Source organism: Sulfitobacter sp. R18_1, assembly GCF_017743915.1.
Classification (GTDB): domain Bacteria; phylum Pseudomonadota; class Alphaproteobacteria; order Rhodobacterales; family Rhodobacteraceae; genus Sulfitobacter; species Sulfitobacter faviae.
In genome coordinates, this window is sequence record NZ_JAGHRG010000012.1 from 195,409 (window position 1) to 209,516 (window position 14,108).

Annotated in this window: 14 protein-coding genes; 10 read left to right on the forward strand and 4 right to left on the reverse strand. The window is 64.6% G+C overall.

Annotated elements, in window-relative coordinates:
* Positions 1–15 precede the first annotated feature (15 nt).
* The 3 genes from araD to J7392_RS21025 are packed head-to-tail and all read left to right on the forward strand — an operon-like array spanning position 16 to position 3,389.
* Positions 16–1,758 carry an L-arabinonate dehydratase gene (gene araD / locus J7392_RS21015; protein WP_209219273.1) on the forward strand — a complete coding sequence of 581 codons (1,743 nt, stop codon included), beginning with the start codon at positions 16–18 and terminating at the stop codon, positions 1,756–1,758.
* A 12-nt stretch (positions 1,759–1,770) separates the two neighbouring features.
* Entirely contained in the window at positions 1,771–2,682 is a 912-nt protein-coding gene (locus J7392_RS21020) for a dihydrodipicolinate synthase family protein (protein ID WP_209219274.1), read from the forward strand.
* Positions 2,679–3,389 (forward strand): ribonuclease activity regulator RraA, encoded by a 711-nt coding sequence (locus J7392_RS21025; protein ID WP_209219275.1) that lies wholly within the window; start codon positions 2,679–2,681, stop codon positions 3,387–3,389. The genes J7392_RS21020 and J7392_RS21025 overlap by 4 nt, the downstream gene beginning before the upstream one ends.
* A gap of 1 nt (position 3,390) precedes the next feature.
* On the opposite strand, the gene J7392_RS21030 is transcribed toward J7392_RS21025, so the two are convergent.
* Positions 3,391–4,167 carry a GntR family transcriptional regulator gene (locus J7392_RS21030; RefSeq protein WP_209219276.1) on the reverse strand — a complete coding sequence of 259 codons (777 nt, stop codon included), beginning with the start codon at positions 4,165–4,167 and terminating at the stop codon, positions 3,391–3,393.
* 93 nt (positions 4,168–4,260) lie between these two features.
* Between J7392_RS21030 and J7392_RS21035 the strand changes: the two genes are divergently transcribed.
* From J7392_RS21035 to J7392_RS21050, 4 genes are all read left to right on the forward strand, one after another.
* Complete coding sequence (locus tag J7392_RS21035; protein WP_247744685.1) at positions 4,261–5,808, forward strand: altronate dehydratase family protein; 1,548 nt, start codon at positions 4,261–4,263, stop codon at positions 5,806–5,808.
* Positions 5,809–5,831: 23 nt separating this feature from the next.
* On the forward strand, positions 5,832–7,145 hold the full coding sequence (locus J7392_RS21040) for a lactate racemase domain-containing protein (protein WP_247744686.1): 1,314 nt from the start codon (positions 5,832–5,834) through the stop codon (positions 7,143–7,145).
* Positions 7,145–8,326, forward strand: coding sequence for a LarC family nickel insertion protein (locus tag J7392_RS21045; RefSeq protein ID WP_209219278.1), 1,182 nt, complete (start codon positions 7,145–7,147; stop codon positions 8,324–8,326). Before J7392_RS21040 ends, J7392_RS21045 begins: the two co-directional genes overlap by 1 nt.
* Before the next feature lie 71 nt (positions 8,327–8,397).
* Positions 8,398–9,306: a LysR family transcriptional regulator gene (locus J7392_RS21050; protein WP_209219279.1), complete on the forward strand. Its 909-nt coding sequence runs from the start codon at positions 8,398–8,400 to the stop codon at positions 9,304–9,306.
* On the opposite strand, the gene J7392_RS21055 is transcribed toward J7392_RS21050, so the two are convergent.
* Complete coding sequence (locus J7392_RS21055) at positions 9,307–10,032, reverse strand: SDR family NAD(P)-dependent oxidoreductase (protein ID WP_209219280.1); 726 nt, start codon at positions 10,030–10,032, stop codon at positions 9,307–9,309.
* 87 nt (positions 10,033–10,119) lie between these two features.
* Here J7392_RS21055 and J7392_RS21060 point away from each other — a divergent pair, with 87 nt between their 5' ends.
* The 3 genes from J7392_RS21060 to J7392_RS21070 are packed head-to-tail and all read left to right on the forward strand — an operon-like array spanning position 10,120 to position 12,032.
* Positions 10,120–10,983, forward strand: a complete 864-nt coding sequence (locus tag J7392_RS21060) for a 3-hydroxyacyl-CoA dehydrogenase NAD-binding domain-containing protein (RefSeq protein ID WP_209219281.1) — start codon at positions 10,120–10,122, stop codon at positions 10,981–10,983.
* 24 nt (positions 10,984–11,007) lie between these two features.
* Positions 11,008–11,835: a 3-keto-5-aminohexanoate cleavage protein gene (locus J7392_RS21065; protein WP_209219282.1), complete on the forward strand. Its 828-nt coding sequence runs from the start codon at positions 11,008–11,010 to the stop codon at positions 11,833–11,835.
* Between the two features lie 38 nt (positions 11,836–11,873).
* Positions 11,874–12,032, forward strand: coding sequence for a peptidase M23 (locus tag J7392_RS21070; RefSeq protein WP_073037890.1), 159 nt, complete (start codon positions 11,874–11,876; stop codon positions 12,030–12,032).
* A gap of 14 nt (positions 12,033–12,046) precedes the next feature.
* Here J7392_RS21070 and J7392_RS21075 read toward each other — a convergent pair whose 3' ends face one another.
* On the reverse strand, positions 12,047–12,625 hold the full coding sequence (locus J7392_RS21075; protein WP_067267677.1) for a DUF1190 domain-containing protein: 579 nt from the start codon (positions 12,623–12,625) through the stop codon (positions 12,047–12,049).
* A 38-nt stretch (positions 12,626–12,663) separates the two neighbouring features.
* A complete protein-coding gene (locus tag J7392_RS21080) occupies positions 12,664–13,890 on the reverse strand; it encodes a glutathionylspermidine synthase family protein (RefSeq protein WP_209219283.1) in 1,227 nt (408 codons plus the stop codon).
* Between the last annotated feature and the right edge of the window lie 218 nt (positions 13,891–14,108).

The following is a 14,108-nucleotide window of genomic DNA, read 5'->3' on the forward strand; positions in this document are numbered from 1 at the left end:
GCTGGCGAGGAATCCATGACCGAGACCAAGAAAACCGCCGATCAGCTGCGCAGCGCGCGCTGGTTCGCCCCCGACGATCTGCGCAGCTTTGGCCATCGGTCGCGTATGATGCAGATGGGTTTGGGCCCCGAGGATTGGGAGGGGCGCCCGGTGATCGGCATCCTGAACACTTGGTCCGAGATGAACCCCTGCCACCTTCATTTCCGCGACCGCGCGGAGGACGTGAAGAAGGGAATCGCGCAGGCCGGCGGGCTGGGGCTGGAGATTCCGACGATCTCGATCGACGAGAGTTTCACCAAGCCGACTTCGATGCTCTACCGCAATATGATCGCGATGGAGACCGAAGAGACGATCCGCTCGCACCCGCTTGACGGTGTGGTGCTCATGGGCGGCTGTGACAAATCCACGCCCGGTCTGACCATGGGCGCGATCAGCGCAGGCGTGCCGTTCATCTTCTTGCCCGCGGGGCCGATGCTGCGGGGCAATTACGCGGGCCGGGCGCTTGGCTCTGGCTCGGACGCCTGGAAGTTCTGGGATGAGCGCCGCGCAGGCACGATCTCGGCCGAGGAATGGGTCGGCGTCGAGGGCGGCATTGCGCGGTCCTACGGGCATTGCATGACGATGGGCACCGCCTCCACCATGACCGCGATTGCCGAGGCGATGGGGCTGACCCTGCCGGGCGCCACCTCGATCCCCGCTGCGGATGCGGGGCACAAACGGATGAGCGCCTCTTGCGGGCGGCGCATTGTCGATATGGTTTGGGAGGACCTGACGCCCGACAAGATCATCACCCCCGCCGCCGTGCAAAACGCGGCGACGGTGGCCATGGCGACGGGCTGTTCGACCAACGCGGTGGTGCATCTACTAGCGATGGCGCGCCGCGCCGGTGTAGCACTGGAGTTGAACGATCTGGATGCCTTGGGCCGCACCACACCCCTGATCGCCAATATCCGCCCCTTGGGCAGCAGCGAATACCTGATGGAGGATTTCTATTTCGCGGGCGGGCTGCGGGCGCTGATGGACCAGTTGGGCGACAAGCTCGACCGGTCAGCCATCACCTGCACCGGCAAACCGCTGGAGGAGGGGATTGCCAATGCGCCTGTCTATAATGACGACGTGATCCGGCCCCTGTCGAACCCGGTCTATAAAGAAGGCTCGCTTGCCGTGCTCAAGGGCAACCTTTGCCCCAATGGCGCGGTGATCAAACCGGCGGCCTGCGACCAAAAATTCCACCACCACGAAGGCCCGGCGCTGGTCTTTGACAGCTACCCCGAGATGAAGGCCGCCATCGACGACGAAAACCTCAATGTGACGCCCGACCATGTGCTGGTGCTGCGTAACGCGGGGCCGCAGGGCGGGCCGGGGATGCCGGAATGGGGGATGCTGCCGATGCCCAAGGCGCTGCTGAAACAGGGGCACCGCGACATGCTGCGGATCTCGGATGCGCGGATGTCGGGCACCTCTTACGGCGCTTGCATCCTGCATGTCGCGCCGGAGTCTTTCGTGGGCGGGCCACTGGCGCTGCTGAAGACGGGGGACATCGTGCGCATGGACCTTGAGGCCCGCACCCTCGACATGCTGGTGGATGAGAACGAACTCGCCGCCCGCCGCGCCGCGTGGAAAGCGCCCGAGCCGCGGTTCGAGCGGGGCTGGGGCTATATGTTCCAGCGCCATGTGGGGCAGGCCGATCAGGGCTGCGACTTCGACTACCTCACCGCGGCCTTCGGCCAAGCGGCGGGCGAGCCGGATATTTTCTGAGAGGGGCTGGCAATGACACATGATCTTTCGAAGGCGCTTACCGGCATCTCGGGCATCCTCGTGACGCCCTATGACGCGGGCGGAGAGATCGCGCCGCGCAAGCTGGCGCCGATCATTGACCGCGCGCTTGCCGCCGGGGTGCATATCCCGGTGGTGAACGGCAATACCGGCGAATACTACGCGCTGACCAATGACGAGGCCTGCACCATGGTGCGCGAGGTGGCGCAGATGGTCGACGGGCGCGCGCCGCTACTCGCAGGCGTGGGGCGCGGCATTCGCGATGCCTGCGCGCTGGCCAAGGCAAGCGCCAAGGCCGGGGCGGATGCGCTGATGATCCACCAACCGCCTGATCCCTTCGTCTCCCCCCGTGGCACGGTCGACTATGTGCGCGCGGTGCGCGATGCCTCGGGCGGGCTGCCGGTGATGCTGTACCTGCGCAATGACGCCATGGGGCCCGAGGGCATCGCGCGGCTGTGCGAGGTCGACGGGGTGAAGGGCGTCAAATGGGCCACGCCGAACCCGTTGAACCTTGCCCGCGCGATCGAAGCGGCGCCGAAAGACATCGTCTGGGTCGGCGGTTTGGCCGAGGTCTGGGCGCCGCCGCTCTATGCCGTGGGGGCGCGGGGCTTCACCTCGGGCCTTATCAACGTCTGGCCCGAGCGCTCGGTCGCCATCCACGCGGCACTCGACGCAGGCGACTACGGCGAAGCGAACCGCCTCATCGCCGGGATGCGCGCTTTTGAGGACATCCGCGCGGAAGAGCATAACGGCACCAATGTCACCGGCGTCAAAGCGGCTCTCATGGCCATCGGACAGGATTGCGGCCCCACGCGCCCGCCTTCCGCATGGCCGTTGACGGAACAGCAGCAGGCGGTGCTGGATCAATTCTTGAAAGACAATCAACTGAAGGGAGAGGCGGCATGAGCCCCGAACTACGCGAGAAACTCCAAGCAGTCTCGGTCGCGACATTGGCGACGGCGCTGTACAAGCGCGGGCTGCGCAATCAGGTGGTACAGGGGGTCGGCCCGGTTGCCGCCAAGGGGCGGAACATGGTCGGCCCTGCCTTTACCCTGCGCTATATGCCCGCCCGCGAAGACCGCAACCAACTGGTCGAATTCCGCAATCCCGAACATCCGCAGCGCGTCGCGATTGAGACCTGCCCCGAGGGCCATGTGCTGGTGATGGACAGCCGCAAAGATGCGCGTGCCGCCAGTGCCGGTGACATTCTGATCACCCGGCTGATGATGCGCGGTGCGGCGGGCGTGGTGACAGATGGTGGGCTGCGCGATGCGGCGACCATTGGCGCGCTCGAGATGCCAGCCTACCACGCACGGCCCTCAAGCCCCACGAACCTGACCCTGCATGAGGCGATTGAGATCAACGGCCCCGTGGGCTGCGGCGATGCGCCGGTCTTTCCCGGTGATATCGTGGTGGGCGACGACGACTGCGTGATCATCATCCCCGCAGATATCGCCGAAGAGGTGGCCGAAGAGGCTGTCGAGATGACCGCCTATGAGGATTTTGTGGTGGAGCAGGTCAAGGATGGCGCCGGGATCATCGGGCTCTACCCCGGCACCAAGCAAGAGAATCTTGATAAGTTCGCCGCGTGGCGCAAGGCCAACAACCGCTGAGTCAGGGCTTTTCCGGGGTGAAATACTCCGGGAACGCCGCCCGTTTCTCGGTCATCCGGTCGACAGTGCGTTGTAGGTGCTGGCGCAGCGCCTCCATCGCCGCGGGCGCATCGCCCGCTTCGATCCCGTGGAGGATGCGACTGTGGCCGCCGATCACGTCCTTGTTGTTCAGAATGCGTCCCGCCTCATCAATGTCGTCCAGATGCAGGCGGCGCAGGCGTTCCAAATGGCCCGCATGGCTGCGCATGATGCGCTGGCTTTGCACATGGCCCGCCGCCACGAAGAGGGTCTGGTGAAACACCTCGTCCAACTCCTGAAAGGTCGGCACATCGCCGGGTTGGTCCGAGATGCTGCTTTGCAAGGCGACGATGCTGCGCAGACGGGTGAGGGCTTCGGGCGCGATCTCATCGGCCAAACGGCGCACGACTTCGGTCTCAAGCGCGATGCGCATGAACTGCGCCTCGCGGATCGCCGACATGTCGATCGGCGTGACCAGCGTGCGCGATTGCGGGTAGATCTTGACCAGCCCTTCTTTGGCCAACTGTTGCAGCGCATCGCGCAGCGGCGTCAGGCTGACGCCATGGGTCTCGGCCAGTTCGGCGCGCAACAGCGGCGTGCCGGGCGGCAGGTCAAGCCGTACGATCTGATCGCGCAGCGTGGCGTAAACCCCGCGCCCCGTCGGCCCGCCCTCAAACAGACCCAAGTCGGCCCCACCGCCAAGGATGCTTTTGGCAAGGGTCTGTGCGCTCTGCGCGGCGGGTTTCTTCGATGCGGTCATGCGGGCTCTTCCATAGCTGTTAAATCTAATATATCAGTTAAAGACATCTAACCGAAGCGGTTTTTTCGACACCCAAGGGAGGGGGAGCATCCGATGGACAGCCAGACCATGCAAGAGGACAGAGACGCAAAGGTGATGCTGCTGTCACCGACGGATAACGTGGTCGTGGCAACCGCGGCGGTTCCCCGTGGCGCGGTATTGCCGCGAGACGGGCTGCGTGCCAACCACGATACGCCCCAAGGGCACAAGATCGCGATCCGCCCGATCCAGCAGGGCGCGCCGATCCTGAAATTTGACACAGTCATCGGCTACGCGGCGCAGGATATTGCCGCGGGCGATTGGCTGCACAGCCACAACATCAAATTCGACGCGGTCGACAAAGACTATGCTTTCGCTCGCGATTATACCCCGACAGACCTGCTGCCGGCTGCAGAGCGCGCGCAGTTCATGGGCATCCGCCGCGCGAATGGCCGCGTCGGCACGCGCAACTACATCGGGCTTTTCGTGACCGTGAATTGCTCGGCCACCGTGGCGCGCAAGATCGCCAATTACTTCGACGAAGAGCGGATGGAGGCATGGGAGAACGTCGACGGGGTGATCCCCTTCATCCACGAATCCGGCTGCGGGATGGAGCTGACGGGCGAGCCGATGGACCTGCTGCGCCGCACGTTGTCGGGCTATATCCGCCATCCAAATCTTGCCGGGGCCGTGGTCCTGTCACTGGGTTGCGAGCGCAACAATCTGGCGCAGTTCTTTGAGGAGGAAGGGCTGGCCGAGGGCAAGATGCTGCGCACCATCACCATGCAGCACGTCGGCGGCACGGCCCGCGCGATTGCCGAGGGTAAGGACGCCGTGCGCGAGATGTTGGATCAGGCCAATGCCGTGCGGCGCGAACCCTGTTCGGCAGAGCATATTACCATCGGGATGCAATGCGGCGGGTCGGACGGGCTTTCGGGTCTGTCGGCCAACCCCGGTCTGGGGGCTGCGGCGGATATTCTGGTGCGCAACGGCGGCACGGCGATCCTGTCGGAAACGCCCGAGATTTTCGGCGTCGAACACCTGCTGACCCGCCGCGCCCGCAGCGAAGAGGTGGGCCGCAAACTGGTCGAACGCATGGACTGGTGGCTTGAGCATACCAAGGGCCGCGACACGCAAATCAACGGCGTGGTCAGCCCCGGCAATCAAGCGGGCGGATTGGCGAATGTGTTGGAAAAATCGCTCGGCGGGGCCAAGAAGAGCGGCAGCACCGGGTTGATGGAAGTCTACCGTTATGCCGAAGCCGTGATCCAGAAGGGGCTGGTCTTCATGGATACGCCCGGCTTCGACCCCGTCTCGGCCACCGGGCAGATCGCGGGGGGTGCGAACCTGATTTGCTTTACCACCGGGCGCGGGTCTTGCTTTGGCTCCTATCCCTCGCCAACGATCAAACTGGCCTCCAACACACCGATGTTCACCAAGATGCAGGACGATATGGACATCAACTGCGGGACCGTGATCGACGGCGAATTGAGCCTTGAGGAACTGGGCCAAGCGATCTTTGAACGCATCCTCGCCATAGCCTCGGGGGAGCAGAGCAAATCCGAAGCGCTCGGGGTGGGCGAAGAGGAATTCGCGCCTTGGCCGATCGGGGTCACGGGGTAAAGATGTCAGACGGGAGAGCGCAGATGAAACCGAACTATGTGAAACTGGTCGAGGATACGCCGCTGCCGCGCATGGCGCTTTGCCGTCAGACCTTTGCCGCGACGCAAGTCGATGTTCCGCGCGCTGCCGTGGCGGAGGCGATGCAGACCGATTGCGCGGGCAAGATAAAACCCGGCATGTCCATCGCTATCACCGCAGGCAGCCGGGGTCTGGCAAACCTGCCGGAACTGCTGGCCGCCATCGTGGCCGAGGTCCGCGCGCGGGGGGCGCATCCCTTTGTCGTGCCCGCCATGGGCAGCCACGGCGGCGCCACCGCAGAGGGGCAGACCGCGCTGCTGGCGAAACTGGGCGTGACCGAAGAGAGCCTCGGTTGCGAAATCCGCTCTTCGATGGAAACCGATGAGATCGGCGTGCTCGACAACGGCATGTCGGTACGGATGGACCGCCACGCCAATGCCGCCGATGGGATTATCCTGTTCAACCGGATCAAGCCGCATACCTCTTTCCGCGCGCCGAACGAAAGCGGGCTGGCCAAGATGCTCTCGATCGGGTTGGGCAAGCAATCGGGGGCCGAGACCTGCCATTCGCGCGGCATCGACAACGTCGGCATCTTCGTGGCCAAAATGGCGCGCATGAAGCTGGAGCGTTGCAAGGTGCTCTTCGGCATCGGCACGATTGAGAATGCCTATGACGGGCTGGCGCAGGTGGTCGCCCTCGACAGTGACGGGATGCTGGAGGCCGAAGCCCCCTATCTGCAAGAGGCGATGCGCAACATGCCCCGTCTGCCGCTGGGGCCGCTGGATGCGCCTTCGGCCTCGGGCGATCTGGACGTGCTGGTGGTGGATGAGATCGGCAAGGAGTTCTCCGGCACCGGGATGGACCCCAATATCACCCATCGGTTTTCGAGCGAGAAGATGCAGGTCCATCTGCATATCTCGCGGTTGGTGGCGCTTGGCCTGTCGCCGCGCAGCAATGGCAACGGCAATGGCGCGGCGCGGGCGGATGTGATCACGCAGCGGTTGGAGCAGGATTTCGACCGTGAGGCGGTCTATGCCAATGCCATCACCTCGCAGGTGTTGAAACAGTCGAAAATCCCGATGGTCATGCCCTGCGACCGCACCGCGATCCAGACGGCGGTCAAGACCTGCGGGGCCGAGGATATCACCAAGGTCCGGCTGCTGCGCATCCCCAACACGTTGAAGCTTGAGTATCTCTATGCCTCCGAGGCGATGCTGCCGGAACTGCGCGACCGTGCGGGGCTTGAGGTGATTGGCGACCTGCAAGAGATGCAGTTCGACGGCGGCCTGCTGCGCAACCCTTGGCCGGAGGGGCATTGATGCAGGGGCCCGGGCTTCACCTACACCTCGACCCCGTTGGCGGGGCGGCGGGGGATATGTTCATCGCGGCGATGTTGCATGCCTTCCCCGATCTGGCCGAGCGCGCCTTGGCCGATGTCGCCACCGTGCTCCCCGCTGAGGTGGGCCATGCGGAACTGAGCGAACATGTCGCCTCGGGCATCACGTCGCGGCGGTTTGAGCTGGTGTTGACAGCACCCGACGCCGGCAGGCGGCACGGTGCCGAGACGACCTATCGCGCCATGCGCAACTTGCTAGAGAACGCGGCGCTTTCGGAGGGCACGGCGGAGGCCGCCTGCGCCATCCTTCACCGGATCGCCGAGGCCGAAGCGCAGGTGCATGATATCCCCATCGACCGGGTGCATTTCCACGAGATCGCGGATTGGGACGCGCTGATGGATGTGACCGCCGCGGGCAGCATCTGCGCCGCGCTGGCGGGGGCGACCGTCTCGCTAGCACCACTGCCCCTCGGCGGTGGGCTGGTCGAGACGGCGCATGGCAAACTGCCGGTGCCCGCGCCCGCCACGGCGCTGATCTTGCAAGGCTATGACTGGCATGATGACGGCGTGCCAGGCGAACGGGTGACGCCCACGGGTGCCGCGATCCTTGCCCATCTCACCGGCGGCAGCCCCATCGCCAGCCGTCCACCGGGGCGGCTGCGCTGTACCGGATCGGGCGCGGGGATGCGGGTGATGAAAGGCCTGCCGAATATCCTGCGCGTGAGCGTCTTTGACACCGCCACGGCGGGCATCGCGCAGGACAGTCTTGTGCAATTCGCCTGCGATATCGACGATATGACGGGCGAAGAATTGGGCGCGGCGGTGGATCGGTTGCGCTGCATGGAGGGCGTGGTCGATCTCATGATGCTCAGCGGGCAGGGCAAGAAATCCCGCCCCGTCACGCGGCTTGAGTTGCTGGTGCAGCCGCAAGAGGCTGAGGCGGTCGCGGCGCGGGTCTTCGATCTGACCTCAACCCTCGGCCTCCGCCGCAGTCTTGTCGACCGGCTGATCCTCCCGCGGGAAAGCGATGACAGCGGGCCGCTTCGGCGCAAACGTGCACGGCGCCCCGGTGGGCATGAGACGGTTAAGGTCGAAAGCGACGATCTGGCCGATGCCGAGACACTGCACGCCCGCCGCAGCCGCGCCCGCGCGGCGGAGGGGTAGGGGCCGGTGATCTAACTTGCTTATCACCGGCGCGCGTGTGAAAACCCTCTGACGTCAGTTCAGGGGGCCGCATGGAAACGCCACTCACCGCCACGTTGCGCCAGTATGAGGTCTTCGTCGCCATCGCGGAAACGCTGCATTTCGGTCAAGCGGCTGCCGCGCTCGGCGTGGCGCAGCCGGCGCTGACGCAGCAGCTGAAACATCTCGAAACCGCCTTTGGCGGTGAGCTTCTCTTTGACCGCAACCGCCGCCGGGTGATGCTGACGGACTTCGGCAAGTCGCTCCTGCCCGAGGCCCGCGCCCTGCTGCAACAGGCCCGGCGGGTCGAGGCATTGGCCGAAGCGGCGCGCAACGGCCAGCGCGGGCGGATCGAATTGGCCTATGTCGGCTCGGCCTCCTACGCGGGGATCCTCGGACGGCTCCTGCGCGAATTGCGCGCGGGCGCGGCAGAGGTGGATCTGATCCTGCGCGAGTTGGACATGGACCTGCAAATCGCCGAGATCGTGGCGGGCAGGCTCGACGCGGGTTTCGTGCGCCTGCCGCTTTCCGGCGTGCCGAAGGATTTGGCCACCCGCACGGTTCATACCGAGAATATCCTTCTGGCCGTGCCGCCCGATCACCGCCTTGCCGAGGTGCCTTCCGTTGCCATGGCGGCGCTGCGCGAGGAGAGTTTCATTTTCAGCCACCTAGGCCCCGACATGGGCTTTGCCGCCTGCGCCTATCAACTCTGCGCCGATGCCGGTTTCGCCCCCCGCGTGGCCCATCGCGCGCCGCAGTTCACCGCCATCGTGAATTTCGTCTCTGCGGGTCTCGGGGTGGCTTTCGTCCCCGCCTCCGCCGCGCGGATGAAGGATGCGGGCGTGTCCTTCCTACCAATCCGCGACGCCAAAGTGCAAAGCCGGATCGGGCTGGCCTATCTGCGCGATGCGCGCAATCCGGTCCTGCGCAGGCTGCTTGCGGCCCTGGAGCCCGAGGGCTGATTACCCGACCGCCGTGCCGCCACAGACAAAGACCGTCTGCCCGGTGATAAAGCCGCTGCGCGGATCGGCAAAGAAGGACACCGCCTGCGCCACATCTTCAGGTGTTCCCATCCGGCCCATCGGCACCGCATCGACGATGGCGCGGGTTTCCGGCGCGTCTTCGGGGTTGTTCTCCCAAAAAGCGGTGGTGGCGATGGGGCCGGGGGCGACACAGTTCACGGTGATCCTGTCGCGCGCCAGTTCCAGCGCCCAAGTCCGCGCCATCGACTGGATCGCGCCCTTGCTCGCGGAATAGAGCGTGCGGTCGATCTTGCCCTTGGTCACGCGGCTGGTGTTCATCACGATCCGGCCACCGCCCGCCGCGCGCATTCCCGGGACGACCAGTTTCGCCGCCAGAATGCTGGGCCGTAGGTTCAGATGCATGATGGAGTCGAAGTCGTCGAGGGCGACAGCGTCGAAAGATGCGGGTTTCACGATGCCGACGTTATTGACCAGACAGGTGACCGGCCCCTGCGCGAGGATGTGTTGGAGGGCAGCCGTGGTCGCCGCGATGTCCGTCAGATCCACCCGTTGCGCATCCGCCCGAAGCGCGGGGTCTTCCGGTTCTTCGATATCCAGCACGAAGACACGCCAGCCATCTTCACGCAGCCTGCGCGCGATGCCAAGGCCGATGTTGCGCGCCCCGCCGGTGACGAGCGCATGGCGCGGAGAGGGGTCTTGGGTCACGGGGCGGCATCCTTTTTCCTATTCGATGTTTACTTATCACTACGCTCTGGTGATAAGTATACAACTGATATCCGGGAGGGGGATCACATGGCCAAAGGCATCATCATCGTGGGGGCGGGCACGATGGGCCAATCCATCGGCAGGCTCTTTGGCCAGCACGGCTGGAGGGTCCAAGCGGTCGACCCGACCGAGGCCGCCCGTGAGGCATTTTTGGCCACGGTGCCGGGGTCGACCGCCTGCGCCGCGTTGGAGGGGGCAGGGCAGGCCGATGTTGCATTGGAATGCGTGCCGGAAGACCTCGCGCTGAAACGCCGTGTGCTCGCCGCTTTGGAGGGGGCCGTGCCGGAGGGCGCGCCGATCTTGTCCAATACCTCTGGCCTGAGGTTAGAAGAGATGACGGCGGATATGGCCCGGCCTGAACGCGCCGTGATCACGCATTTCTTCAACCCCGGCGATGTGATCCCCGCCGTCGAAGTCGTCGCAGCTGAAGACGCGCCCGAAGGGCTTTGTGCCGAGGTCATGACCCTACTGCGCGGGTTGGACCGGCGGCCCGTGCGGCTGGATCACGCGCCGCCCGGTTTCGTGGCCAATCGCATTCAACATGCCATCATGCGCGAATGTCTGCATTTGGTGGATCAAGGGGTCGCCAACCCGGCGGAGATCGACGAGATCGTGCAATGGTCCGTCGGCGTGCGCATGGCGCTTTCCGGCCCGTTCCGCCAGCGCGATTTGAACGGGCTGGGCACCCATCTGAGCATCGCCGAATACCTCTACCCGGACCTTTGCGACCGGCACGACCCTTCGCCCAGTCTCACCGCATTGGTCGAGCGGGGGCATCTTGGCAAACGCAGCGGCAAGGGGTTCTACGACTGGCCCGAGGGGGAGAGCTCAGGCCCGACGGAGGAAGCCCTCCGCCGTGTCATCGCCCTTGCCTGCGACAGCGCCGCTTGATTTTCCAGAAAGCCGAGGACACCCATGACCGATACTCCTGCCATCATCTGCGTGGCCATCACCGGATCGCTGCCAACCAAGGCCGACAACCCGGCGGTGCCGATCGACATCAGCGAGCAGATCGAAAGCACCCATGCCGCCTTTGAGGCCGGGGCGACGATCTGCCATGCCCATGTGCGCACCGCCGATGGCACCCCCACGGCGGACCCCGACCGTTTCGCGCGGCTGCAAGAGGGGCTGCGTGAACACTGCCCCGGCATGATCGTGCAATTCTCGACCGGTGGGCGTTCGGGCGCGGGCAAAAACCGGGGCGGGATGCTGCCGCTGCGGCCCGACATGGCCTCGCTTTCGGTGGGGTCGAACAACTTTCCCAACCGCGTCTATGAGAACCCGCCCGAGCTTGTCGATTGGCTGGCGGAAGAGATGATGACCTATAGCGTGCTGCCCGAGATCGAAGTCTTTGACCTCAGCCACATCCTACAGGCCAAGGCGATGGCCGAGGCGGGCAAGATCCCGGCCCGGCCCTATATTCAATTCGTCATGGGCGTGAAAAACGCCATGCCAGCGGATCGGGAGGTTTTTGATTTCTATATCAAAACCGTCAAACGGCTCTTCGGCGATATCCCGTGGTGCGCCGCCGGGATCGGGCGGCATCAGGCCGAGTTGAACGCATGGTGTGCCGCCGCGGGGGGCCATCTGCGCACGGGGCTTGAGGATAACATCCGGCTGGACAAACAGACCCTCGCCACCTCCAATGCCGCCCTCGTGACCCGCGCGGCCGAGATCTGCGCAGAGGCCGGTCGCCCCGTCGCAACCGCGCAGCAGGCGCGTGAGATTCTGGGGCTGGCCTGAGGCCGCACGGTCCACCGTGATAGATCAAGGAGATTGAGATGAAGAAACTGACATTCGCCCTCGCCACCTTTGCCGCACCGCTGGCGGCGCATGAGGGCGCGCATGTGCATCCCCATGGCAACGATCCCTTCTGGGCGGTGGCGATGCTGTCACTGGCGATCGTGATCCTTGCCGCAGCGGTGCTGCGCCGCAAGTAGGGCGTCAGCGCCGATCAGCCACCAAAGCCGCGCGATCCGCCCGCCCGGCCAAAGCCGCCGCGCGATGCCGCGGTGGCACGGGTCATCGGGGTTTTGCCGATGGTGGTGCTGGGGCGGGTGAATTGCGAGGTGCTGAGCTTGGCCGCACCGCGATTTGTCGAATAGGTGCTGGAGCGCGCGGCATTGGTAAAGCGCCCATCGGAGGTTTTGTATAGCGGCTGCGCCGCCGCCATGCCGGCGCGGTTGCTCATCATATTGCCGATCAGATAGCCCGCCAGCAGGGGCATGAAGATGCCCCCCGATCCGCCTTGGGTCGCTGCCTCTTCGGAGCCGCAGGCGCCTTCGCCATGCTGCTCTTCGCAGACCTCAAGACTGTCGTAGCGCGGGGCGGATTCCACATGGAGCGTTTGCGCCGCGTCAAAGGCGGTTTCGCATTCCTGTTCGCTGTACATCCCGCCACGCGCGGCATCGGCAAGACAGCTTTGCAGGTCGGGGAAGGCGGCGGCGTCGACCTTTTCTTCCTCACAGCCAGCAAGGGTGAAGGCGGCGGCGCCGACGATGGCGATGGAAACCCGTTTCGAGCGTTTGGTCATGATGGTCGTCTTTCTGCCAAGGGGCGGCGAGCGGTGGGCTATGCCAGAATGTAGTGCGGTTTGAAGCGTGACAAATCCTGCGTGATGCGCGATCGGTCTTCGCGGATGCCGATGCCGGCGCAACTCTCGCCCACGATCCACGAGCCGATCACCGGGCGGAAACCGTCGAATGTGGGCAGCGGGGCATAGGCCTGCACGATGCGCGGATGCTCGGCGTAATCAGAGTTTTGCGACTGTTCGATCACCTTACCGGACTGGTGGATCGTGACCGACGCCCCCTCGCGCGAAAGGATCGGCTTGCGCACATGCGCCTCGGCCAGTTCCGCCGCGGCACGGTCAAAGGCGTCGGCGCAGGCGGGGGCGGCGGGGCCGCGCCCGGCAAGCGCATCGGCCACATCAGCCTCGAAAAACGCGGGCAGCAGATTGGGGTGGCCTTCGAACATCTGCCACAGCACGGGCAGAAGGCCCTTGTTGGACAAAAGCGCTTTCCACGCAGGCTCAAGAAACAGACAGCCCGAGCCTTGGATATGGGCGGCGTAGTCGTCGCGCAGCAGGTCTTCCCATGGGTAGAGTTTGAACAGGACGGCAATGCGGCGGTCTTGATCATCAAGGAAGTGGCCATCGTCACTCAGCCCGATCTTGTCGAGATCGCAGTAATGCGCGCCCAGCCCCGCCTCGCGTGCGGCCCAGCCCATGGCTTCGACAGTGCCGTAGTCTTCGGGGTTGTCGGCCACGGCGGTGAAATGCAGATCGCTGTCCTGCTCGAAGACATCGCCAAAGCGGGCGACCAGCGCCTCATGAATGCCGTTGAACTGGTCCGTGCCCTCGGGCAACACGCCCGCTTTCAACTGGTCCTCAAGCCACTGCCACTGAAAGGCCGCGCTTTCATAAAGCGAGGTCGGTGTATCTGCGTTATATTCCAACAGTTTGGCCGGGTTTGTGCCGTCATAGGCCAGATCGAAACGGCCATAGATCTCAGGATCGCCCCGGCGCCAGCTCTCGGCCACAAGATCGCGGTGGGCATCTGGAATGGCGAGCCGGGTCATCAACTCTTCGCTGGCGATGATCTCGGCCACGGCCTCGCGGCACATGGCGTGAAGCTCGGTCGAAGGGTCTTCGATGTCATTCTCGATCTGGGTGAGGGAGAACGCATAGGCCGAGGTTTCGTCCCAATAGGGTTCGCCATGCATATCGGCAAAGGTAAAGCCGACCTCTTGCGCATGGGCGCGCCAATCGGGTCTTTCGGGCAATGTGATCTTTTGCAACGGTTCGCTCCCCCGGTTTCGCCCTCGCTTCTAATCGGCTTTGGGCCAAGCGGCCAGAGGGGGCGGCGGTTGGACGCGGCTGCGCAGTCAATGTAAACACCATTCAGAAATGTCACTGGGTTTGCAAAGCAGGAATGTCACTACTGGCGCGACGGTAGCAAGGCTTTGCAGCCCGGAGACCCCACATATCGAAGGGCTGAAAAGCCTTGCGGGGATTG

What these genes read in the sequence shown, in the direction of transcription:
- araD (WP_209219273.1), top strand. Translation starts at nt 16, where the DNA reads ATGACCGAGACCAAGAAAACCGCCGATCAGCTGCGCAGCGCGCGCTGG.
- J7392_RS21020 (WP_209219274.1), top strand. Translation starts at nt 1,771, where the DNA reads ATGACACATGATCTTTCGAAGGCGCTTACCGGCATCTCGGGCATCCTC.
- J7392_RS21025 (WP_209219275.1), top strand. Translation starts at nt 2,679, where the DNA reads ATGAGCCCCGAACTACGCGAGAAACTCCAAGCAGTCTCGGTCGCGACA.
- J7392_RS21030 (WP_209219276.1), bottom strand. Translation starts at nt 4,167, where the DNA reads ATGACCGCATCGAAGAAACCCGCCGCGCAGAGCGCACAGACCCTTGCC.
- J7392_RS21035 (WP_247744685.1), top strand. Translation starts at nt 4,261, where the DNA reads ATGGACAGCCAGACCATGCAAGAGGACAGAGACGCAAAGGTGATGCTG.
- J7392_RS21040 (WP_247744686.1), top strand. Translation starts at nt 5,832, where the DNA reads ATGAAACCGAACTATGTGAAACTGGTCGAGGATACGCCGCTGCCGCGC.
- J7392_RS21045 (WP_209219278.1), top strand. Translation starts at nt 7,145, where the DNA reads ATGCAGGGGCCCGGGCTTCACCTACACCTCGACCCCGTTGGCGGGGCG.
- J7392_RS21050 (WP_209219279.1), top strand. Translation starts at nt 8,398, where the DNA reads ATGGAAACGCCACTCACCGCCACGTTGCGCCAGTATGAGGTCTTCGTC.
- J7392_RS21060 (WP_209219281.1), top strand. Translation starts at nt 10,120, where the DNA reads ATGGCCAAAGGCATCATCATCGTGGGGGCGGGCACGATGGGCCAATCC.
- J7392_RS21065 (WP_209219282.1), top strand. Translation starts at nt 11,008, where the DNA reads ATGACCGATACTCCTGCCATCATCTGCGTGGCCATCACCGGATCGCTG.
- J7392_RS21070 (WP_073037890.1), top strand. Translation starts at nt 11,874, where the DNA reads ATGAAGAAACTGACATTCGCCCTCGCCACCTTTGCCGCACCGCTGGCG.
- J7392_RS21075 (WP_067267677.1), bottom strand. Translation starts at nt 12,625, where the DNA reads ATGACCAAACGCTCGAAACGGGTTTCCATCGCCATCGTCGGCGCCGCC.